This is a genomic window from Bacillus sp. NEAU-Y102, assembly GCF_054788175.1.
Window position 1 is genome coordinate 16,050 of sequence record NZ_JBTWFK010000003.1, and the last position, 20,117, is coordinate 36,166.

The following is a 20,117-nucleotide window of genomic DNA, read 5'->3' on the forward strand; positions in this document are numbered from 1 at the left end:
ATACAGCCATTCTGGGAGATGTTTTCCAACAAAAAAAGAGCCGCTTTACTGCGGCTCTTTTTTAATCATTATTCACCTTTATATGCTTCCATATAAATTTCTTTCAGCTCTGAAATAAGCGGTAACTTTGGATTAGCAGTTGTACATTGATCTTCAAAAGCTCTTTCTGCTAATACTCCAACAACCTCTTCAAATTGCTCTTTATCTACCCCTTGTCCTGCAATACTCATATTAATATTTAAGCTTTTTCCAAGCTCAATAATTGCTTTGACGAGTGATTCCACACCTTCTGCTACTGAGCTTGCTGGAAGCCCGAGCATTCTCGCAATATGTGCATAGCGTTCATCTGCTACAAAGTGCTCATATTTTGGGAACAATGCGTGTTTTCTTGGCTTAATAGCATTATAGCGGACTACATGCGGCATAAGAATTGCATTTGCACGTCCGTGCGGAATATGGAATTCTGGACCAATTTTATGTGCTAAGCTGTGATTAATACCTAGAAAAGCATTTGCAAATGCCATCCCTGCAATTGCAGAAGCGTTATGCATTTTTTCCCGTGCTTCTTCATCATTTCCATCTTTATATGCTCTCGGTAAATATTTGAATACGAGATCAATAGCTTTTAATGCTAATCCATCTGTATAGTCATTTGCCATAACAGACACATACGCCTCAATTGCATGTGTTAAAACATCCATACCAGTATCTGCTGTTACATGTGGTGGTACTGTCATTACAAATTGCGGATCAACAATTGCTACATCTGGTGTTAATTCATAATCTGCGAGCGGATACTTTATATTATTTTTCTTATCTGTAATAACCGCAAATGGTGTCACTTCTGATCCTGTTCCTGATGTTGTTGGAATCGCAACAAACTGCGCCTTATTTCCTAATTCCGGATATTTACATGTACGTTTTCTTATATCTAAAAACTTCTGTTTAATGCCATAGAATGTCGTTTCTGGATGCTCATAGAATAACCACATTCCTTTTGCTGCATCCATAGCTGAACCACCACCAAGTGCGATAATTACATCTGGCTTAAAGCTTCTCATCATTTCCGCACCTTTAAAGACAGTTTCATCTGATGGATCTGGTTCGACCTCAAAGAAAACTTCAATTTTCACATCATTTGCATGCTTGTTTAAATAGTGCGTGACTGTATCCACATAGCCATGTTCAACCATTCCAGGATCCGTTACAATAAATGCACGTGAAATGTTAGGCATATTTGCTAAATACGCTGTAGCATGTTTTTCAAAATAAATTTTTGGTGGCAATTTGAACCACTGCATATTCTTTTTTCTATTTGCCAGCCTTTTTATATTTAATAAATGAGTCGCCGTTACATTTTTGGAAACTGAATTCTTTCCGTATGAACCACAACCAAGTGTAAGTGACGGAATAAATCCGTTATATATATCCCCTATTCCACCTTGTGATGAAGGTGCATTTACAATGAGACGGCAAGCTTTCATACGTAATCCAAATTGCTTATGCACTTCTTTATTTGTAGAATGAATAACTGCTGAATGTCCTAAACCACCGAGGTTCAACATTTCTTCGCAATATGTAAATCCTTTTTCTAATGAATTCGCCTTCACACAGGCTAATACTGGGCTCAGTTTCTCACGAGATAACGGGTATGCTGCTCCGATACCTTGAATTTCAGCTACAAGCATTTTTGTATGTTCAGGAACAGTAATCCCAACTAATTCGGCAATATACTGTGCTGATTTTCCTACAATATCACTATTTACTGCACATGTATTTTCATTTATAACGAGCTTTTCTAATTTTTTTCTTTCTTCTTCTGTTACAAAGTAACAATTGTTTTCGATCATTTCTGTTTTAACATCATCATAGATTTCTTTATCGACAATGATTGCTTGTTCCGATGCACAAATCATACCGTTATCAAATGTTTTCGATAAAATTAAATCATTAACAGCTCGTTTTACATGTGCTGATTTTTCTATATAACACGGTACATTACCAGGACCTACACCTAGCGCTGGTTTTCCAGTAGAGTAAGCTGATTTCACCATACCAGCGCCTCCAGTTGCTAGAACGAGTGCCACACCCTCATGGTTCATTAATTGTTTCGTCGCTTCGACAGACGGTCTTTCAATCCATTGAATACAATGTTTTGGTGCACCAGCTTTCATTGCTGCATCATATACGGTTTTCGCTGCTGCCACCGAACAATTTTGTGCAGAAGGATGAAATGCGAAAATAATTGGATTTCTCGTTTTTATCGCAATCAACGCTTTAAACATTGTTGTCGACGTTGGATTCGTTACTGGTGTTACCCCAGCTACTACACCGACAGGTTCTGCAATTTCTATTATTTCTTCATGAGGATCTTCGTGAATAATTCCTACCGTTTTATCTTGCTTTATACTATGCCAAATATATTCAGTGGCAAAAATATTTTTAATGCATTTGTCTTCATAGACACCACGGCCTGTTTCTTCAACAGCCAATTTTGCAAGTGGCATATGTTGATCAACACCTGCTAATGCCATTTCATGAACAATGTTGTCAATCTGCTCTTGTGTAAAACTTTCTAATGCTTGTAAAGCTTGTTGACCGTTATTTACTAACGTATCAATCATCTCTTTTACCTCTTGCATTTCATTTACAACTTTCTCTTTGACTACCATGTAAATTTCCTCCTATTCTGTTATCACGGTCTTTATAAGTCCCTATAGGTCATAATAAGTCCCGATTAGCGAAAAAAAATAGAGTTACCGTCCTACATGAATCCCACTGTTTGTGAAGTATTTCACAAGTTTATTTATGAATAACATTTCATGAATTCAATATACATGAATTCATTTCATTTGTGTATGTCTAATTTGTGAAACATTTCACAAATTAACATAATAAAAATGCACTGCTCCACATTAGCAGTGCATTTTTATTATGCTAGCGCTTGTGCTAAATCTTCAATTAAATCTTCACCATCTTCAATACCGACAGAAATACGAATTAATGTATCTGTAATTCCTAATTCTTTACGGCGATCTGCTGGGATTGATGCATGTGTCATTTGAGATGGGATAGAAATTAAACTTTCTACTGCTCCTAGGCTTTCAGCAAGTGTAAAGTATTGCAGTTTCTCAAGTACTTTATTTAATGTTTCCTCACTATCTACATCAAACGAGATAATAGCACCAAATCCATTTGCTTGTTCTGTTGCTAATTCGTGGTTTTGATGTGATTCAAGACCTGGGTAATATACTTTATTTACTTTTGGATGATTATTTAAAAATTCAGCAATAGCGCGTGAATTCGTTTCATGTTCTTCCATACGAATTCCTAATGTTTTTAAACCGCGAAGTAGTAAGAAGCTATCTTGTGGTCCAAGAATACCTCCTGTTGAGTTTTGTACAAAGTGAAGGTCTTCTGCTAGTTGTGGGCTATTTACAACTACTAGACCTGCAACTACGTCACTATGACCTCCTAAATATTTCGTTGCACTATGAAGTACAATGTCTGCTCCTAAAGAAATTGGCGACTGCCAATACGGCGTCATGAATGTGTTATCAATAATTGTTAATAAATCATTCTCTTTAGCAAGAGTAGATATTTTCTTAATATCAGTAATTTTTAGTAGTGGGTTCGTTGGTGTTTCCACATAAATTGCTTTCGTATTTGGACGAATCGCTTCTACAACTTCCTCTAAGTTTGTTGTATCTACAAATGTATGCTCAATACCGAAGCGGTTTAATACTTTCGTAATAACACGGTACGTTCCGCCATAAACATCATCTGTTAAAATAACGTGGTCACCTTTTGAGAACAACATAATTGTTGCTGTAATAGCAGCCATTCCAGAACCGAATGCAAATCCAGCATGACCGTTTTCTAATACGGCAATCATTTCTTCTAAAGCTGCACGTGTTGGGTTACCTGTACGTGAATATTCATATCCTTGATGCTTACCAACTGCTTCTTGTTTGTACGTACTTGTTTGATAGATCGGTACGTTTACAGATCCAGTTGAAGGTTCTCCTATGCGAATACCATGAATTAACTTTGTCTTTGCTCTCATTTTTTATTCCCATCCTTTGTATATGTCTTTACTTAAATAGCGCTCACTGCTATCAGGAAAAATGGTTACAATATTTGTACCTGGCGCTGCCTTCTCTGCCTCAAGTAAGCTCGCATGAAATGCTGCTCCTGAAGAGCTTCCAACGAGAAGTCCTTCTTTTTGCGCTAATTCTTTCACTCGTAAAAATGCATTTCGATCAGAAATCGTATGAATTTCATCAAAATAAGATGTCTTCAAAAATGGCGGGATAAATTCAAGTCCAATTCCTTCTGTCTCATGTGAACCAGCCTTACCACCATTTAAAATAGATCCTTCTGGCTCTACGATAACTGTTTTAATATCTATATTTTTTTCCTTCAAATAAGATGCAGTCCCCATAAACGTACCGCCAGTTCCTGCTCCAGCAACAAATATGTTAATCTCTCCATTCAATGCGTCCCACAGTTCAGGACCTAATGTTTTAAAATATGCACGAGGATTTGCCTCATTTGCAAATTGACTTGGAGAGTATGAATTCGGTATTTCATTTACTAATTCTTTTGATTTTGCAATTGCACCGGTCATTCCTTGCTCAGTCGGTGTATGCACGACCGTTGCACCTAGTGCTTTCATTAATTCTTGTTTTTCAATACTAAATTTCTCTGGTACACAAACAATAACACGTAAATCATGTTCTAATGCTGCAAGTGCCAGTCCAATACCAGTATTCCCAGCAGTCGGTTCAATAATTGTTCCACCCTGGGTAACAAGCCCTTTTTCTAGCGCATCTTCAATTAATTCTCTTCCTAAACGATCCTTAACGCTTCCGCCTGGGTTATAAAATTCAAGCTTTGCAAATAAGCGGACCCCTTTCGGAAGTGAAAAACGAGTAATTTCTACAATTGGTGTATGACCAATTAACTCATGAACTCCACGATATACATTCATCGTGTTCTCCCCCTTGTTTGCCAATAAAGAAAAGGCAACTGTATGTATTTTCTTTATATGAGACAGTTGCCTTTTTGTTACATTACTTTAACTCTTCTAACACTTTTACGATAAAGTTTGTAGAATGAAGAGCTGCTTGATCTAAAAACTGATCAAATGAAACATTGGATTCTTTACCAGCAATATCAGAAAGTGCGCGAATGATAACAAACGGAACTTCATATTGGTGGCATACTTGTGCAACAGCTGCTGCTTCCATTTCTACCGCATAAAGATTTTCAAATTTATCACGGATGGCTGCAACGCGGTTCGGATCACTCATAAATGAATCGCCTGTTGCAATCATACCTTTTACAACTTGAATATTTTCTTCAGTTTGCATACATTTCTCAGCTAATGCAACTAACGCCTCATCAGCTTTAAATCCAGGCGGCATTCCTGGTACTTGACCATATTCATAGTTAAATGCTGTTACATCTACGTCATGGTGACGAACTTCAGTGGAAATAACTACATCACCAACGTTTAGAGAATGATGGAATCCACCAGCTGAACCAGTATTAATTACTTTTTCAGGCTTATATTTTTCTAATAAAATTGTCGTTGACATCGCTGCGTTTACTTTACCAATACCAGACTTTAACAAGATTACTTCATGTCCTGCTAATAGTCCTTTCGTAAATTCACAACCTGCAACCGTTTCTGTCTCTGCTTGTTCTAATTTGTCACGTAAAATACGTACTTCTTCTTCCATTGCTCCAATTACAGCAATTCTCAATCTAATCCCTCTTTCTATTGCTTAGTTGCCTCCATTACCCAAACGAAATGATTTAATCTCGTAAACGTTACATGGAAGCCATTGTTTTCAAAAATAGTCTGCATAACTGGAATACGTGTATAGTATTCCGTTTGCAAATCGTTTGCTAACTGGTGAAAACCTCTTTGTTTTGCTGTTTCAACAGTTTTATCATATGCATCTTGATCTGCAAATATCGTATCAGCAAACACTATTTTACCACCTTTGTTTAGCAATTGACTATACTTCGCAACCGCTACATTTTTTTCATCATCTGTTAAATGATGAAATGCATAGGTGCTTACAATGGTATCAATTGAATTTGGGACTTCAAACGAAAGAAAATCACCTTCTGTAATCGAAAATTCTTTTGGCAATTTCTCTTTTGCAATCATACGCATTTCACGCGACGGTTCTATACCGTAAACTGTGCGGCCAGCAAGTAATAATTTATTTGTTAAATTACCTGTACCGACACCAAATTCTAATACATTACCAAATGACTTGTTAACTACATCCTCTAGAATATCCTCATAATGGGCGAAAACTTCTTTGTATTGTATATCTTCGCCTTGTACGAATGAGTCGTACGTATGAGCCCACTCATCAAATAAACCATTAAATTCTGTGCCCATAAAAATTCCCCTTTTTCTTATCGGTTTTATCAGTATGATATTCCCTCTTTCTAAAAATGTCAATTGAAATGTACATGGTATTTCCTTCTTTTCTTTGTTACACTATAGTTGATTACATAGGAGAGGGGCCGTCTTCATGTCATTTACCTTTGAAATGTTAGAAGATAAAGTAGAATTTTTTGAAGCGGGAGACTTAGCTTCTTTAGAACGAAAAATTAGTGAACAAATCGATAATAATAAAGCACTTATGCTTGAAGTTCATCACATCTCACATCAAATGGTTATGGATCCTGAAAGCAAAAGACCGTATTATAGCGCGGTTGTTCATTTTAAATTAAAGAAATTGCGTTAACTAAAAAAGAGAAGCTCCTAAGGAGCTTCTCTTTTTTAGTTTAGAGTTTGAACAAGTACTGGTTTCCAGCCCTCATTATCTACCCAATCAATATTTACGTAATATCTTTTTCCACTTTGCTTATCTTGAACGTCACCATAAGCTTTACTCTTTCCAGTTTTGTCTCTTCCAACAAAATGGAATACTAATTGCTCCTTCGGTACTTCAATACCTGCAGCAATTGCACTTTGCATCTCATTCCAATCTGATGACCCCTGTTTAAACGTCATCGCTGGTGATGAACCTTGTTCTGTTCCTACAGCTTTCCAAGAAGGTTTTGTATAAGCCTCTTTTGCCTTGGATACAGTTTTTTCAGCTGATACTTTCTCGTTAGCTTTCGCTTCTTCTTCAGCTTTTTTCTTTTCTTCCTCAGCCTTTAACTTCTCTTCTTCAGCTTTTTGCTTAGCTTCTGCTTGCTCTTTTTCTTTTTCTTTTTTCTTAGCAGATTCTTTATCTTCTGATTTTCCAGCTTTCTCATTCTTTGTTGTTTGTTGAGAGACTTTCTTATCAGTAGAAGATGCTTGCTCTTTCGTACTAGGAACGAACAATTGATATGCTACAATAGCTACTAATAGTAATACAATAGCGATTGCAATATTTAAAACACCGTTTTGACGACGTTTTTGTTGTTTCTGTTGGAATCTTGATCCTCCTGCCATTCTCCAAACCTCCATGCAGTTTTTCCTAATTGCTATTGTAACATTAAATCTAGAAAGGTTGAACATTTACAATGATATTTTCATGAAATGAAAACAATTCACTATAAATTGCAAGATTACTTTTCATTCTCCAATTGATAGATTGCTCCTACCATATCTTTAAAAATAGGTGTGACTTTATTCACTTTGTTATCAGTCTCTAGATCAACAACAACTAAAGCATATCTTGGATTCTCATACGGAAAATAACCTGCAAACCAGCGATTCACCCTCGTCCCTTTCCCTGTTTGCGCTGTCCCGGATTTTCCAGCGACACTGAGCGGCAACGAGCGGAATGCCGTTCCTGTTCCTTTCTCCCTTGTTACAACGCCTCTTAATAACTCTTGTAATGTTTTCACTGTTTCATACGAAAGCTGTTTTCCATGTAACGTATGGTTCTCAAATGTAAAAAAATCCGCTCCATTTTTATATACTATTTTTTCAACAGCTTTCACTTCCATCTTTTTTCCATTCCTCGCAATCGTCGCCATCATATTAGCAATTGCTAGAGGTGATATACGTACATCTTTCTGTCCAATCGCTGTTTGCTCTACCGCTTTTTTACTATTTTTGTTTTCTTCATTCCCCCAAATAGTAGAGCCTTTTTCTTCTGGCATTTGCTCGAAATGAGGTGTATGAAATACAGAACCTTTCCATCCGACCTTTTCATTTGCTCCTAAAGCTGCTACGTATGTTTCTAGCACCGTCCTATCCTTTTGTAATAGCTCGTTACCTAACTCGGAAAATGTCCTGTTACAGCTCCTAGCAAAGCTCTCTTTGAAGTTAAGTGTACCCATCATAACTTGTGGGTCGTTTTCACCATATAAATCTTTATTACAATTAAATGTCCGATTAAACAAATTTACTTTTTGATCAATGACTGCAGCTGCAACTACTGTTTTAAAAACAGAGCCTGGAAAATGCGGCGTTAACATTTGATTTTCAAGTGTAGTCTTATATAAATTCTTATCTCTTACTTGTAAAGACGGCTTACTGACCATCGCTAATATTTCATTTGTCTTTACATCAAGTAATACTAATCCCCCCCTCTTTATTTCATTTGCTTCAATCACTTCTTCTGCTTTTTGCTGCAACCCTTTATGTAAAGTAGTTTGAATCCTAACTGGGTAAAATGGATTTCCTGGTGAAGTATATTTCGCTTGCTTTCCGAAAATTGGTTCTCCTTGCCGATCTACTTGATACAATACTTTTGCCTCTCCATCAGTCAATAAAAATTCATCAAATGATTGCTGTAATCCTGAAATACCTATCGGCGTTTGTTTTGAAATTTTTTTCACTTCTCCATATCGCTTTTGAAATTCTCTTTCGTTCTCCCCTACATCACCAATTAAATGATTTATCTCCCCAGTTTGTTTTAATCGCACTTCAGCTGCTACAATACCTAATACATGTAATTGATTCACCTTCTCCATCTGCTCTCGTGTCACTCGAAATGGAGCAGTTTCCCCTTGCAGTATAAATGCATTTTTTTTATTTTTCATTTGTCTTCTGATCTCTTGTCTCGACACACCAATGATATGCGCGATTTTCTCTAACATGTCATTTTTTATTTGTAAAAATGGAAAAACAATTAAAACAGGATACTTTTCCTCCCCTATTTCTTTACCATTACGATCTATAAACTGCCCACGTCCATCGTCTACTGCAATGGATTGCGTACGTTGCGTAACACTTTTTTCAATTAAATTTATTTTGCGATTAGTAAATGATTCTGTATCTATAATTTGGATTTGAATTAAACGACAAAGCAATAAAAACATAATGCCCATAAAACAAATTAAAACAATTGTAATTCTCCGTTTTATTTTCATAAAAAAACACCTCGTCTATTATAGTTTAGACGAGGTACTATTTTATTTATACAATCCCCAAAACAAAAACAGATATTATATAAGGTTATTATTGTTTCTTTGGCTTCTCTAAAAATTTCATAAGAAGCGATCTAAATTCAGTTTCATTCACTCCAGTGTTTTTAGCAACTTCAATTACAGTGGTTGTTACATTAGCCGCTATTTTTAAATAATCCTTACTAAGATTATCCATTTCATTTCTTTTTTCTTTTGCATTCTCAACTGTTACAGAATCAATACAAGTAATCATCTTATCTACAATATGTAAATAATTATTTTGTGCATCTATTATTTTTTGAATATCATCTTTATTACTTACTTTCGATTGTTTTAAATATGTATACGCTTGATTCACTTCATCTTTTAAAATTTTATCATTATTCTTCGCCTGTTCTTGTAACATATTCTTCATATCATCTATTGTTTTTTGATCCATCGAATCTCGCAATAAATAATCTGGATTTCCAATTGCGTAATCATACTTAATCGTTACATCTTGAAATATTTTCATGACAATAGCTAATTGATACGCTACATCAAAATCATTAAATTCCTTTTTATCTTGTGGATTTTCTAAGGCTTTTGAACTCTCAGTTGCTTTAATATCCTTTTTTTCTTCTTGCTTTACTTTTTCTCCCTTTGATGATGTAGTTTCTTCATTCGTTCCACATGCAGCAAGTCCTAATATGGATATACTACACACCAATCCTGTAAAGATTTTATGTTTCATAATTAGCCCCTTTTCCCTTTTAAAACCTATATTCTCCAATTATGATATCAAAGCTTAAAGTGTTTTTTTGACATTTTTTGTCGAATTACTCTAAGGTTTACACAATTTTTTTCATTCTACAAAAAAAAAGATTCTCCCGATAGGAGAATCTTTTTTTTATTTTACAGAGACAATCTCTACTTGCATTTCTCCGCCTGGTGTTTGGATTGTTACTTTCTCACCAATTTGCTTACCTAATAAGCTTTTTGCGATTGGAGAATCGTTAGAAATTCTTCCTTCAAATGGGTCAGCTTCCGCGCTACCTACGATTGTGTACGCTTCTTCATCTCCGTTTGGTAATTCTTTAAATGTTACTGTTTTACCTAATGTAACAACAGTAGATACTTCGCCATTATCTTTAATGATAACTGCGTTACGAATCATATTTTCTAATTGTGTAATACGTCCTTCTACGAACGCTTGCTCATCTTTTGCTGCATCGTACTCAGAGTTCTCAGAAAGGTCCCCGAAGCTACGTGCGATTTTAATACGTTCTACTACTTCTTTACGTCTTACTGTTTTTAATTGCTCAAGTTCGTTCTCTAGTTTTTGCTTACCCTCTTGCGTCATAGGGTATGTTTTTTCTGTTGACATATTTTCCACTCCTTTTATATACCAATCCCCCGAAAAAAAGAGGAGTTCCATATGAAAACTCCTCCGCTTCCATTGTTAGCGGAGGTTTCTAGTACCCTTGCACTAGCGGAGTTGTCACATACAACCCCGTATTTCCAATTCTTCTTTATATAAAGAAGATATGTATGGAAAGTTGATATAAATATGCCCTCACCTATATATAGATGAGGTTGCATGTTTCATTGTATTCGATGGGAAGGGAAAAAATCCCTTCCTACCGTATATCTTTTACTATGCTATTACAAATTTACTTTTTGTTCAAGAATTGTTGCAATTTTTGTCACCATAATATCAATTGCAACATGGTTTTGTCCACCTTCAGGGATAATAATATCCGCAAATTTCTTAGAAGGCTCAATAAATTGATTGTGCATTGGACGTACAACAGTTACGTACTGATCAATAACTGAATCCATCGTACGACCGCGCTCTTTAATATCACGCTGCATGCGGCGCAGAATACGAAGGTCAGCATCCGTATCAACGAATAATTTAATGTCCATTAACTCGCAAAGACGTGGGTCTTCTAAAATAAGAATTCCTTCTAAAATAATTACATCTTTCGGCTCAACTGGAATAATTTCTTCTGAACGTGTATGCAATGTATAGTCATATACAGGCTTATCAATTTGCTCATATGCAAGCAACTGCTGCAAATGTTCAATTAACAGATCATTATCAAACGCAAGCGGATGATCATAATTTGTTTTTAAACGCTCTTCCATTGGTAAATGGCTTTGATCTTTGTAATAATAATCTTGCTCTAAGATTAAAATAGAATGACCTTTAAAATGGTCAAAAATCGCTTTCGTTACACTCGTTTTACCTGATCCCGAACCACCAGCAATTCCAATTACAACAGGCTTATTCGTCCCCATTCGACTATCACTCTTTCTTATTGAAGTATGCTTTTGCGCATCATATTATTCACATACACTCGTTGATCCACTTTGAATTTCACGATTTGCAACGGATGTCTCGCTGCATCTAATTCGTTTCCATCCTCATCCCAAATTTTCTCCACCGTTTGCGTAAAGTTTTCTATTTCTGGTCCAAAGAACTCCACTTCATGTCCTGGTTTGAAATGATTACGTTGCTCAATCGTTACGATGCCCGTTTCTTCATTATAATCTAACACTAAACCAGCAAAATCATACGTTGTTTTCTTACTATGATTTCCAAACATTTGCTCTTGATGTCCTGGAACCCCTTCAAAGAATGCAGGAGCTGTATCACGATTTGCACATTTATCAAGCTCATCTAACCATTCTTGTTTAAACTCAAAGTTATCTGGATCCGCACAATAAGCATCAATTACTTTACGATATACAGTTGCTACAGTCGCTACGTAATGGATTGATTTCATACGTCCTTCTACCTTTAAGCTATCGATTCCAATTTCAATCATTTTCGGAATTGATAAAATTAAATTTAGATCTTTTGGACTCATCGCAAAGTGAGCATCTTCTTCTTGGAATAGAGGAAGCTCTTTTGCATCTTTATGTTGTGATACTGTTTGAACTAAATCATAATCCCAGCGGCAAGATTGGCAACAACCGCCACGATTAGAGTCACGCGCTGTCATATGGTTACTTAATGTACATCTTCCTGAATATGCGATACACATTGCACCATGGACGAATGCTTCAATTTCAATATCCACTTTTTCTTTAATTTCTTTCATTTCTTCATAGCTTGCTTCACGAGCTAATACAAGACGATGTAAACCCTCTTCTTTCCAATACTGTGCTGCTTTCCAGTTGGATAGTGATTGCTGTGTGCTTAAATGCACCTCAACAGAAGGCGCTACACGTTTACAAGTCTCAATGATAAGCGGATCAGCAACGATAATCCCCGTTACGCCAGCTTTTTCAATCCCTTTTAAATATTCCTCTAGCCCGTCCATATTTTCATTATGTGCAAAGATATTTGTTGTTACGTATATTTTTGCTCCATACTTCTTTGCAAACTCAACGCCTTCTGCCATTTCTTCTAGCGTAAAATTACCTGCATTCGAACGAAGACCAAATTCTTGTCCACCTAAATATACAGCATCTGCCCCGTAATGGATAGCTACTTTTAATTTTTCTAAGTTACCCGCAGGGATTAACAGTTCAGGTTTCTTCACAATAACACGTTTGCCATCGATCACTCGTGAAATTTCTTGTACAGTCATTTCCTACACCCTCCTCGTTTAGTAAACCGTTTCTTTAAAGAAGAATCCTGTGTCTAACGGACGATTTACTGGTTGCATTTCTTCTATTTCTTTATATAGAGCATCTTTCACGTCATAATATGCATCACGATCTTCCACACATAAATCAATCGCTTGACGATATTTCTTCGTTACTTCAATAATGTATTCAGAGCTTTTTAGTACACCATCGATTTTTAAGCTGTCAACTTCAGCTTCGATTAGTTCCTCTAATTCATCGATGAAACAAATATCGTTCGGACTCATAATATGAGTACCATTTTCATCTTCATAAATTGGATATTTATTGTTACGCTCTGGGTCATATAAGAACATATTCTCTTCATATTTTTTCTTTTCAATGTCAAGATTACGTCCTTGATACTCAAAGTAATTTCCTACTAATGAACGCTTCGATTGGAACATACAAGTCATACCGTGAATTTGTACTTCTAGTTCCACTTCAGCATTTTCTTTTAAATCAACAATTTCATCTAAGCTCAGCTCACGAGCTAATACAGCGCGCTTCGCTCCTCTTTGTCCCCAGTAATTACAAGTGAACCAGTTTGTTGCTGTCGTTTCTGTATTCCAGTGCAACTGCATATTTGGCGCTACTTCGCGAACAGCCATTAATACTGCTGGATCTCCGAAAACAATTGCATCTACATTTACTTCATTTAAAAATGAAACGTAATCTGTTAATTCTTCTACTTTATCGTTGTGGAACATAGCGTTCATGGCTACGTATACTTTCACACCATTTTCATGTGCAATCTTCACAGTTTGTTTTACATCTTCACGTGAAAACTCCCCTGCTAAACGTAAACCAAACTTTTGCTCACCGATCATTACCGCATCTGCTCCTGCTTTCGCAAGAAGTTCGATATCCGCCACCGCTCTTGGCGTTACTAACAATTCAGGTTTCTTCATACCTTGGTCACCCTCTCTTTTTACTAACAGCTACTCCATCACCAATTGGGAAAATCGTTGTATCGTATCCTTCATGGTTCATAAGCCACTCATTGTACGTCTTAATACGACGGATTAAACCACGTGTACGTCTGTTTTCAATTTTCTCTTTTGTCGTTACAAGACCATGGTACATAACATTATCTGAAATAATTACGCCACCAGGATTTAATAACGGTTCATATAAGTCAAAAAAGCGACGATACTGTCCTTTTGCTGCATCAATAAAAATAACGTCAAATGTCCCGTGTTCTTTTACTTGTTCACCTGTCTCTAACGCATCACCGTAAATAACTGAAATACGATCTGTTACTGGGGAACGTTCTATATATTCAAGTGCTTTTTCATATCGCTCACGATTGCGCTCAACTGTCACAATACGTGAATTTGAAATAGCTTGCATCATACGAATACTAGAATAACCGATTGCTGTTCCAAGTTCTAAAATGCTTTTCGGTCCAATTAAACGTAAAAATTGCAGCATAAATTCCATTCCAAGTCGATCCATAATCGGCACATGATTTTCTGTTGCATATTCTTCCATTTCAAGAATTAATTTATCTTTCGGATCAATAAATGATAATAGGTACTCGTTAACTGCATCCTCCATAAATGGTCCTCCTTATTTACATGGAGAAGTGCCTCTATGACGTCTTTTCCCACATAGAATGCAATAAAAATACAAGCCAGTTTTACCCTTAGCTTGTACGTCCCGTTTTGATATTAAAAACGATTCTTCTGCCAGTTTTTAACCCGATATATTTTACCACAAAAAAGAGGGATGTGCGACTTTTTTCGCTATCCCTCCCCATTTCACTGTTTTTTCGTAATGTATTTTTGCTTTAATGCATTATGCTCTTCTAATGTTTTCGCATAGTACACTTCACCACTTGGTGCAGCTAAGAAATAATAATAATCTGTTTGCGCAGGTTCTAACGCAGCTTCCACTGAATGTTTACCAGAGTTTGCGATCGGCCCTACCGGCAATCCTTTTACAACATACGTATTGTACGGTGAGTTGACCTTTAAATCTTCGTATAATACACGTTGTTTATGCTTTCCAAGTGCATATAATACCGTTGGATCCGTTTGAAGCGGCATACCTTTCTCTAAACGATTATAAAAGACACTAGAGATCTTTTGACGATCTGTAAAACCAGTTGCCTCTTCTTCAATAAGTGAAGATAATGTTAAAAGCTGATGAACATCCCAGTTCTTTGCTTTCATTTTTGCCTCATTTTGAACAATGATTGCATTTGTTTTCTCAAGCATCGGAATTACGATTTCTTCTAACGTCGTATCTTTCTTATAAAATGAATACGTCGCAGGATATAAATAACCTTCTAATGGGTATTTAATATTACTATCAAAGATTTTATCCGTTAATAACTTCGGATACTTTTGCTGCATTTTTTGAATAAATGCTTTATCGTTTAATTGACGCGTAACATCATCTTTATTCCACTTTAGTTCTGCCGCAATCGTTTCTGCAATTTCAGTTACTTGAGCTCCTTCTTTGATCGTCACTTTATAAAGAGCTGGACGATGCACGTTGCCAGATGACATTTGTTCGATAACATCTTTAGCATTCATCGAAGGATTTAATAAATATGTACCTGCTTGTAAACTTTTCGATTTAGCCTTTGTATAAAAACTAAAAACTGTACCGTTTTTCACAGCGCCTTTTTCTTCTAAAATTTCTCCAATTTTACTTGTAGATGATCCTTTCGGAATTTCTACTTCAATCTCTTTTTTATTCCCGCTATCAACTGGTCCTAATGCGGATGAAATATACGCATAGACTGAACCACAAACTAAAAGCAGTGCAATAATCGAAAATAAAAAGATGCGTCTACGCTTCTTTTTCACTTGATTCTCTATCAAAACTCTTCCTCCTTATTCAATTGTAGACCATATGTATATGTTTCTATACAGCATGATGGAAAGCCACAACAAATTCGCCTATCTTTTTTAGTATCCATTTTATTTTTCTACAATCCGTCTCATTATACTACAAAGGATTACACAGTTTCGACAAAAAATCTTTCATTTTACATATAAATACAAAAAAAAGATGGACTGTATGTCGTCCATCTTTTCAGTACTTATTATTCAGCTTCTTGCTCATCAGCAAGAGTGTTGAACATTTCTTGTACCATTTCCCACTCTTCTTCAGATTCGATTGGAAGTAAACTTCCGCCCTCTTCTTCATTTTGCTCATAAGCCATTGCATCATAAATTTGGTCTCCATCTTCGTCTACTTCACCGATTGGAGAGAAGACTACGTATGATTTTTTACCAAATTTTTCAGCATCAAAAGTGAAAATAATTTCACATAAATGTTCGTTACCTTTTTCGTCTACAATTGTAATTTGATTTTCTTCCATTTTGGTCACCTCTTATTTACTATCTAAAAATCCTTGTAAGATTACGACTGCAGCCATCTTATCGATTACTTGTTTTCGCTTCTTACGGCTTACATCCGCTGAAATGAGTAGACGTTCCGCTGCCATCGTCGACAAACGCTCGTCCCACATTACAACGTCTAATTGTAACAGCTCTCGTAGGTTTTCTGCAAATTGTTGGCACGCTTCACCACGTGGGCCAATTGTACCATTCATATTTTTAGGTAAACCTACTACTATTTTGTCCACATTGTACTGCTTTACTAACTCAGAAATACGATCAAAACCAAAGTGACCTCGTTCTTCGTTAATCTTAATTGTTTCTAATCCTTGTGCTGTCCAGCCCATTTCGTCGCTCATTGCAACTCCGACTGTTTTTGTACCTACATCTAAACCTAATATCCGCATAAACTACTCCTCACGATGATGTTTCAAGTAAGACTTCACAAGCTCTTCAATGATCTCATCACGTTCAAGCTTACGAACGATGCTTCGTGCATCTTTATGGCGAGGTATGTATGCTGGGTCTCCACTTAATAAATAACCGACGATTTGGTTAATCGGATTATAGCCTTTTTCTTGAAGTGCATCATACACAGTTAAAAGTACATCATTTACATGGACACTCTGTTTTTCATCTTGAATGCTAAACTTCATTGTTTTATCAAAACCGTCCATTTCAAGCACCTCACTTATATAGTAAGTATAGGGAGAAGAACTTCTCCTCTCCCTACCATTGTACACTACTATCTCTTTATTTTGAAACAGATTTAACGTACTCTTGTACAAATGCTAAAGCTTCTTCGACTTGAGCTGGGTTTTTACCACCTGCTTGTGCCATATCAGGACGGCCACCACCGCCACCGCCGCAACGAGAAGCTACTTCTTTCACAAGTTTACCAGCATGGTAACCTTGGCTAATTAAGTCTTTCGTTACACCTGCTAGGATGTTTACTTTATCGTCATTAACAGACGCTAATACAACAACTGCTGACTCTAATTTATTTTTTAGATCATCCATCATCGTACGTAAGTTGTTCATATCTGCAACATTTACTTTCGCTGCTAATACATTCACACCATCAACTGTCATTACAGAATCAGTTAAGTTTCCAGCTTCAATATTGCTTAATTTCGCAGCAAGAGATTCGTTTTCTTTTTGAAGTTGTTTCACTTCAGCAAATAGACCATCAACTCTTGTTAAAATATCTTTCGGATTTGTTTTCATTTTTCCTGCTGCTTCTTTTAATAAACCTACTTGATCGTTCATTAATTCGTATGCAGACTTACCAGTTACCGCCTCAATACGACGAGTTCCTGCACCGATACCAGACTCAGCAACGATTTTGAAAATACCGATAGAAGCTGTATTATCAACGTGACAACCACCGCAAAGCTCTAAGCTGTAATCGCCAACTTGTACAACGCGTACAACATCTCCGTATTTTTCACCGAATAATGCCATTGCGCCCATTTCTTTTGCTTCTCCGATTGATTTTTGAGAAATCTCAACGTTAATACTTTCCCAAATTTTCTCGTTTACCATACGCTCAATTTTTTCTAATTCGTCAGCTTGCACTTGACCGAAGTGAGAGAAGTCAAAGCGTAGACGTTCAGAAGTTACAAGAGAACCTGCTTGATTAACATGCGTTCCAAGTACGTCTTTTAATGCTTGGTGTAGTAAGTGAGTTGCTGTATGATTTTTCACAACGCTACTACGGTTTTTCGTATCGATAACAGCTTTCACAGCTGCATCTTTCGTTAACGTGCCTTCTTCCACAGCTATTTTGTGTAAGTTTTGACCATTTGGTGCTTTTTGTACGTCTTTTACAAGAACTTTCACGCCGTCAGCAAGAAGGTAACCACGGTCAGCAATTTGTCCACCGCTCTCAGCGTAGAATGGTGTTACGTCAAGAATTAACTGTCCTTCTTCCCCTGCTTGTAAGCTATCTGTGTACTCACCGTTTTTCACAAGTGCAACAACGTTACTTTCCGTTGCAACTGTACCGTAACCAACGAACTCACTCGCTACTTTAACTTCTCCAAGTACACCGCCTTGAACTTGCATTGAGTCAACGTCTTGACGAGCAGCACGTGCACGCTCACGTTGTTTTTCCATTTCATTTTCGAAGCCTTCTTGGTCAACTGTCATACCAGCTTCTTCTGCATATTCTTCTGTTAATTCGATTGGGAAACCGTATGTGTCATATAGACGGAACGCATCTACTCCAGAAATAACAGTTGTTTTTTCTTCTTTTGCTTTTGCAATAACTTCAGCTAAAATTGCTTCACCATCATGAAGTGTTTCATGGAAACGCTCTTCTTCATTTTTCACAACTTTCGCAATGAAATCTTTCTTTTCAAGTACTTCTGGATAGAAGTCTTTCATTACTTCTCCAACAACCGGTACCAATTCAAACATGAATGGACGGTTAATGTTTAATTTCTTCGAATAACGAACAGCGCGGCGTAATAAGCGACGTAATACATAACCACGACCTTCGTTAGATGGAAGAGCACCGTCACCAACAGCGAATGTTACTGTACGGATATGGTCAGCAATTACTTTGAATGCCATATCTTTTTCTAAATCGCCATTACGATATTTCTCACCAGAAATTGATTCTGTTGCACCAATCATCGGCATGAATAGGTCTGTATCAAAGTTTGTAGGCACATCTTGAACGATAGATGTCATACGTTCTAGACCCATCCCTGTATCAATGTTTTTCTTAGGAAGTGGTGTATATGAACCGTCTGGATTATGGTTAAATTGAGAGAATACAAGGTTCCATACTTCTAAGTAACGCTCGTTTTCTCCGCCTGGATATAATTCTGGGTCACTAAAGTCATTACCGTAAGCTTCCCCGCGGTCATAGAAAATCTCTGTATTCGGTCCACTTGGTCCTTCACCAATATCCCAGAAGTTTTCTTCTAAGCGGATAATACGCTCTTTTGGAACGCCCATTTTTTCATTCCAAATTGTGAATGCTTCTTCATCTTCTGGATGGATTGTAACTGATAGTAATTCTTTATCGAATCCGATCCATTTGTCGCTCGTTAAGAATTCCCAAGCCCATGTAATTGCTTCTTCTTTGAAGTAATCACCGATTGAGAAGTTTCCTAACATTTCAAAGAATGTATGGTGACGAGCTGTTTTCCCTACGTTTTCAATATCGTTTGTACGAATTGATTTTTGAGCATTTGTAATACGTGGATTTTGTGGGATTACACGTCCATCAAAATATTTTTTTAATGTAGCTACACCACTATTAATCCATAGAAGAGATGGATCTTCATGTGGAACTAGTGATGCACTAGGTTCTACTGCATGTCCTTTTTCTTGGAAAAAGTCTAAAAACATTTGACGAATTTGTGCGCCTGTTAGTTGTTTCATTGTATTTTCCTCCTTAAATATAAAAAACTCCCGTCCCTATAAAAGGGACGAGAGTTAACTCGCGATACCACCCTAATTATGAATTGATTACAATAACAATCAATTCATCACCTCATGGTGCCGTAACGTGGCAAGACGGCAGTGATTAGCTGCTCTCAGGATTAGCTTTCTGTTACCCTTCATTTAAAGCTTCTTTCAGCCATATGGAAGCTTCTCTCTATAAATGGACTGTAACGTACTTGTTCCGTCATTGATTTAATGTATTATATGACTAAATATAATAGAATTCTCTTAAGTTTGTCAATGTAGATAATCATTTATATTGTATTAATTGCTTATTTATCATAGGTATTCTACTATTCATTC

19 protein-coding genes and 1 other annotated feature are annotated in these 20,117 nt (G+C 36.6%); of the genes, 1 reads left to right on the top strand and 18 read right to left on the bottom strand.

Annotated features, from left to right (window positions below; genetic code table 11):
• Positions 1-68: 68 nt before the first annotated feature.
• From adhE to ACYFX0_RS09505, 5 genes are all read right to left on the bottom strand, one after another.
• Complete coding sequence (gene adhE / locus ACYFX0_RS09485) at positions 69-2,672, bottom strand: bifunctional acetaldehyde-CoA/alcohol dehydrogenase (protein ID WP_460270349.1); 2,604 nt, start codon at positions 2,670-2,672, stop codon at positions 69-71.
• Positions 2,673-2,932: 260 nt separating this feature from the next.
• Entirely contained in the window at positions 2,933-4,066 is a 1,134-nt protein-coding gene (locus ACYFX0_RS09490) for a bifunctional cystathionine gamma-lyase/homocysteine desulfhydrase (protein ID WP_088230644.1), read from the bottom strand.
• A gap of 3 nt (positions 4,067-4,069) precedes the next feature.
• Entirely contained in the window at positions 4,070-4,993 is a 924-nt protein-coding gene (locus ACYFX0_RS09495) for an O-acetylserine dependent cystathionine beta-synthase (RefSeq protein ID WP_106082506.1), read from the bottom strand.
• Between the two features lie 82 nt (positions 4,994-5,075).
• Positions 5,076-5,771 (bottom strand): 5'-methylthioadenosine/S-adenosylhomocysteine nucleosidase, encoded by a 696-nt coding sequence (gene mtnN / locus ACYFX0_RS09500; RefSeq protein WP_001217027.1) that lies wholly within the window; start codon positions 5,769-5,771, stop codon positions 5,076-5,078.
• A gap of 14 nt (positions 5,772-5,785) precedes the next feature.
• Positions 5,786-6,424 carry a class I SAM-dependent DNA methyltransferase gene (locus ACYFX0_RS09505; protein WP_000536323.1) on the bottom strand — a complete coding sequence of 213 codons (639 nt, stop codon included), beginning with the start codon at positions 6,422-6,424 and terminating at the stop codon, positions 5,786-5,788.
• A 136-nt stretch (positions 6,425-6,560) separates the two neighbouring features.
• Here ACYFX0_RS09505 and ACYFX0_RS09510 point away from each other — a divergent pair, with 136 nt between their 5' ends.
• Complete coding sequence (locus ACYFX0_RS09510; RefSeq protein WP_000010984.1) at positions 6,561-6,776, top strand: YrzA family protein; 216 nt, start codon at positions 6,561-6,563, stop codon at positions 6,774-6,776.
• A gap of 35 nt (positions 6,777-6,811) precedes the next feature.
• On the opposite strand, the gene ACYFX0_RS09515 is transcribed toward ACYFX0_RS09510, so the two are convergent.
• From ACYFX0_RS09515 to alaS, 13 genes are all read right to left on the bottom strand, one after another.
• Positions 6,812-7,474 carry a YrrS family protein gene (locus ACYFX0_RS09515; RefSeq protein ID WP_000897094.1) on the bottom strand — a complete coding sequence of 221 codons (663 nt, stop codon included), beginning with the start codon at positions 7,472-7,474 and terminating at the stop codon, positions 6,812-6,814.
• A gap of 116 nt (positions 7,475-7,590) precedes the next feature.
• Complete coding sequence (locus tag ACYFX0_RS09520) at positions 7,591-9,345, bottom strand: peptidoglycan D,D-transpeptidase FtsI family protein (protein WP_106082507.1); 1,755 nt, start codon at positions 9,343-9,345, stop codon at positions 7,591-7,593.
• Between the two features lie 88 nt (positions 9,346-9,433).
• Positions 9,434-10,114, bottom strand: coding sequence for a hypothetical protein (locus tag ACYFX0_RS09525; protein ID WP_000680878.1), 681 nt, complete (start codon positions 10,112-10,114; stop codon positions 9,434-9,436).
• Positions 10,115-10,270: 156 nt separating this feature from the next.
• The gene (greA, locus tag ACYFX0_RS09530) at positions 10,271-10,747 is read right to left on the bottom strand and encodes a transcription elongation factor GreA (RefSeq protein ID WP_014894880.1); all 477 of its coding nucleotides are present in this window, start codon (positions 10,745-10,747) and stop codon (positions 10,271-10,273) included.
• 278 nt (positions 10,748-11,025) lie between these two features.
• Complete coding sequence (gene udk / locus ACYFX0_RS09535; RefSeq protein ID WP_000537080.1) at positions 11,026-11,664, bottom strand: uridine kinase; 639 nt, start codon at positions 11,662-11,664, stop codon at positions 11,026-11,028.
• 17 nt (positions 11,665-11,681) lie between these two features.
• Entirely contained in the window at positions 11,682-12,962 is a 1,281-nt protein-coding gene (locus ACYFX0_RS09540; protein WP_000217970.1) for a peptidase U32 family protein, read from the bottom strand.
• 18 nt (positions 12,963-12,980) lie between these two features.
• A complete protein-coding gene (locus ACYFX0_RS09545) occupies positions 12,981-13,910 on the bottom strand; it encodes a peptidase U32 family protein (protein ID WP_000742793.1) in 930 nt (309 codons plus the stop codon).
• Between the two features lie 7 nt (positions 13,911-13,917).
• Positions 13,918-14,559 (bottom strand): O-methyltransferase, encoded by a 642-nt coding sequence (locus tag ACYFX0_RS09550; protein WP_000389103.1) that lies wholly within the window; start codon positions 14,557-14,559, stop codon positions 13,918-13,920.
• Between the two features lie 203 nt (positions 14,560-14,762).
• A complete protein-coding gene (mltG, locus tag ACYFX0_RS09555) occupies positions 14,763-15,833 on the bottom strand; it encodes an endolytic transglycosylase MltG (RefSeq protein ID WP_000572141.1) in 1,071 nt (356 codons plus the stop codon).
• Between the two features lie 224 nt (positions 15,834-16,057).
• Positions 16,058-16,336, bottom strand: a complete 279-nt coding sequence (locus ACYFX0_RS09560) for a DUF1292 domain-containing protein (RefSeq protein WP_000392246.1) — start codon at positions 16,334-16,336, stop codon at positions 16,058-16,060.
• A 12-nt stretch (positions 16,337-16,348) separates the two neighbouring features.
• Entirely contained in the window at positions 16,349-16,762 is a 414-nt protein-coding gene (gene ruvX / locus ACYFX0_RS09565; protein WP_001221202.1) for a Holliday junction resolvase RuvX, read from the bottom strand.
• 3 nt (positions 16,763-16,765) lie between these two features.
• Positions 16,766-17,032: an IreB family regulatory phosphoprotein gene (locus ACYFX0_RS09570; RefSeq protein WP_000348591.1), complete on the bottom strand. Its 267-nt coding sequence runs from the start codon at positions 17,030-17,032 to the stop codon at positions 16,766-16,768.
• Between the two features lie 76 nt (positions 17,033-17,108).
• A complete protein-coding gene (gene alaS, locus ACYFX0_RS09575) occupies positions 17,109-19,751 on the bottom strand; it encodes an alanine--tRNA ligase (protein WP_106082508.1) in 2,643 nt (880 codons plus the stop codon).
• 40 nt (positions 19,752-19,791) lie between these two features.
• Positions 19,792-20,011: a binding site (T-box leader), on the bottom strand.
• Between the last annotated feature and the right edge of the window lie 106 nt (positions 20,012-20,117).

Excerpts from the sequence above, each read along its gene's own strand:
- adhE (WP_460270349.1), bottom strand. The coding sequence starts at position 2,672 with ATGGTAGTCAAAGAGAAAGTTGTAAATGAAATGCAAGAGGTAAAAGAG.
- ACYFX0_RS09490 (WP_088230644.1), bottom strand. The coding sequence starts at position 4,066 with ATGAGAGCAAAGACAAAGTTAATTCATGGTATTCGCATAGGAGAACCT.
- ACYFX0_RS09495 (WP_106082506.1), bottom strand. The coding sequence starts at position 4,993 with ATGAATGTATATCGTGGAGTTCATGAGTTAATTGGTCATACACCAATT.
- ACYFX0_RS09505 (WP_000536323.1), bottom strand. The coding sequence starts at position 6,424 with ATGGGCACAGAATTTAATGGTTTATTTGATGAGTGGGCTCATACGTAC.
- ACYFX0_RS09510 (WP_000010984.1), top strand. The coding sequence starts at position 6,561 with ATGTCATTTACCTTTGAAATGTTAGAAGATAAAGTAGAATTTTTTGAA.
- ACYFX0_RS09515 (WP_000897094.1), bottom strand. The coding sequence starts at position 7,474 with ATGGCAGGAGGATCAAGATTCCAACAGAAACAACAAAAACGTCGTCAA.
- ACYFX0_RS09520 (WP_106082507.1), bottom strand. The coding sequence starts at position 9,345 with ATGAAAATAAAACGGAGAATTACAATTGTTTTAATTTGTTTTATGGGC.
- ACYFX0_RS09525 (WP_000680878.1), bottom strand. The coding sequence starts at position 10,114 with ATGAAACATAAAATCTTTACAGGATTGGTGTGTAGTATATCCATATTA.
- greA (WP_014894880.1), bottom strand. The coding sequence starts at position 10,747 with ATGTCAACAGAAAAAACATACCCTATGACGCAAGAGGGTAAGCAAAAA.
- udk (WP_000537080.1), bottom strand. The coding sequence starts at position 11,664 with ATGGGGACGAATAAGCCTGTTGTAATTGGAATTGCTGGTGGTTCGGGA.
- ACYFX0_RS09540 (WP_000217970.1), bottom strand. The coding sequence starts at position 12,962 with ATGACTGTACAAGAAATTTCACGAGTGATCGATGGCAAACGTGTTATT.
- ACYFX0_RS09545 (WP_000742793.1), bottom strand. The coding sequence starts at position 13,910 with ATGAAGAAACCTGAATTGTTAGTAACGCCAAGAGCGGTGGCGGATATC.
- ACYFX0_RS09550 (WP_000389103.1), bottom strand. The coding sequence starts at position 14,559 with ATGGAGGATGCAGTTAACGAGTACCTATTATCATTTATTGATCCGAAA.
- ACYFX0_RS09560 (WP_000392246.1), bottom strand. The coding sequence starts at position 16,336 with ATGGAAGAAAATCAAATTACAATTGTAGACGAAAAAGGTAACGAACAT.
- ruvX (WP_001221202.1), bottom strand. The coding sequence starts at position 16,762 with ATGCGGATATTAGGTTTAGATGTAGGTACAAAAACAGTCGGAGTTGCA.
- ACYFX0_RS09570 (WP_000348591.1), bottom strand. The coding sequence starts at position 17,032 with ATGGACGGTTTTGATAAAACAATGAAGTTTAGCATTCAAGATGAAAAA.
- alaS (WP_106082508.1), bottom strand. The coding sequence starts at position 19,751 with ATGAAACAACTAACAGGCGCACAAATTCGTCAAATGTTTTTAGACTTT.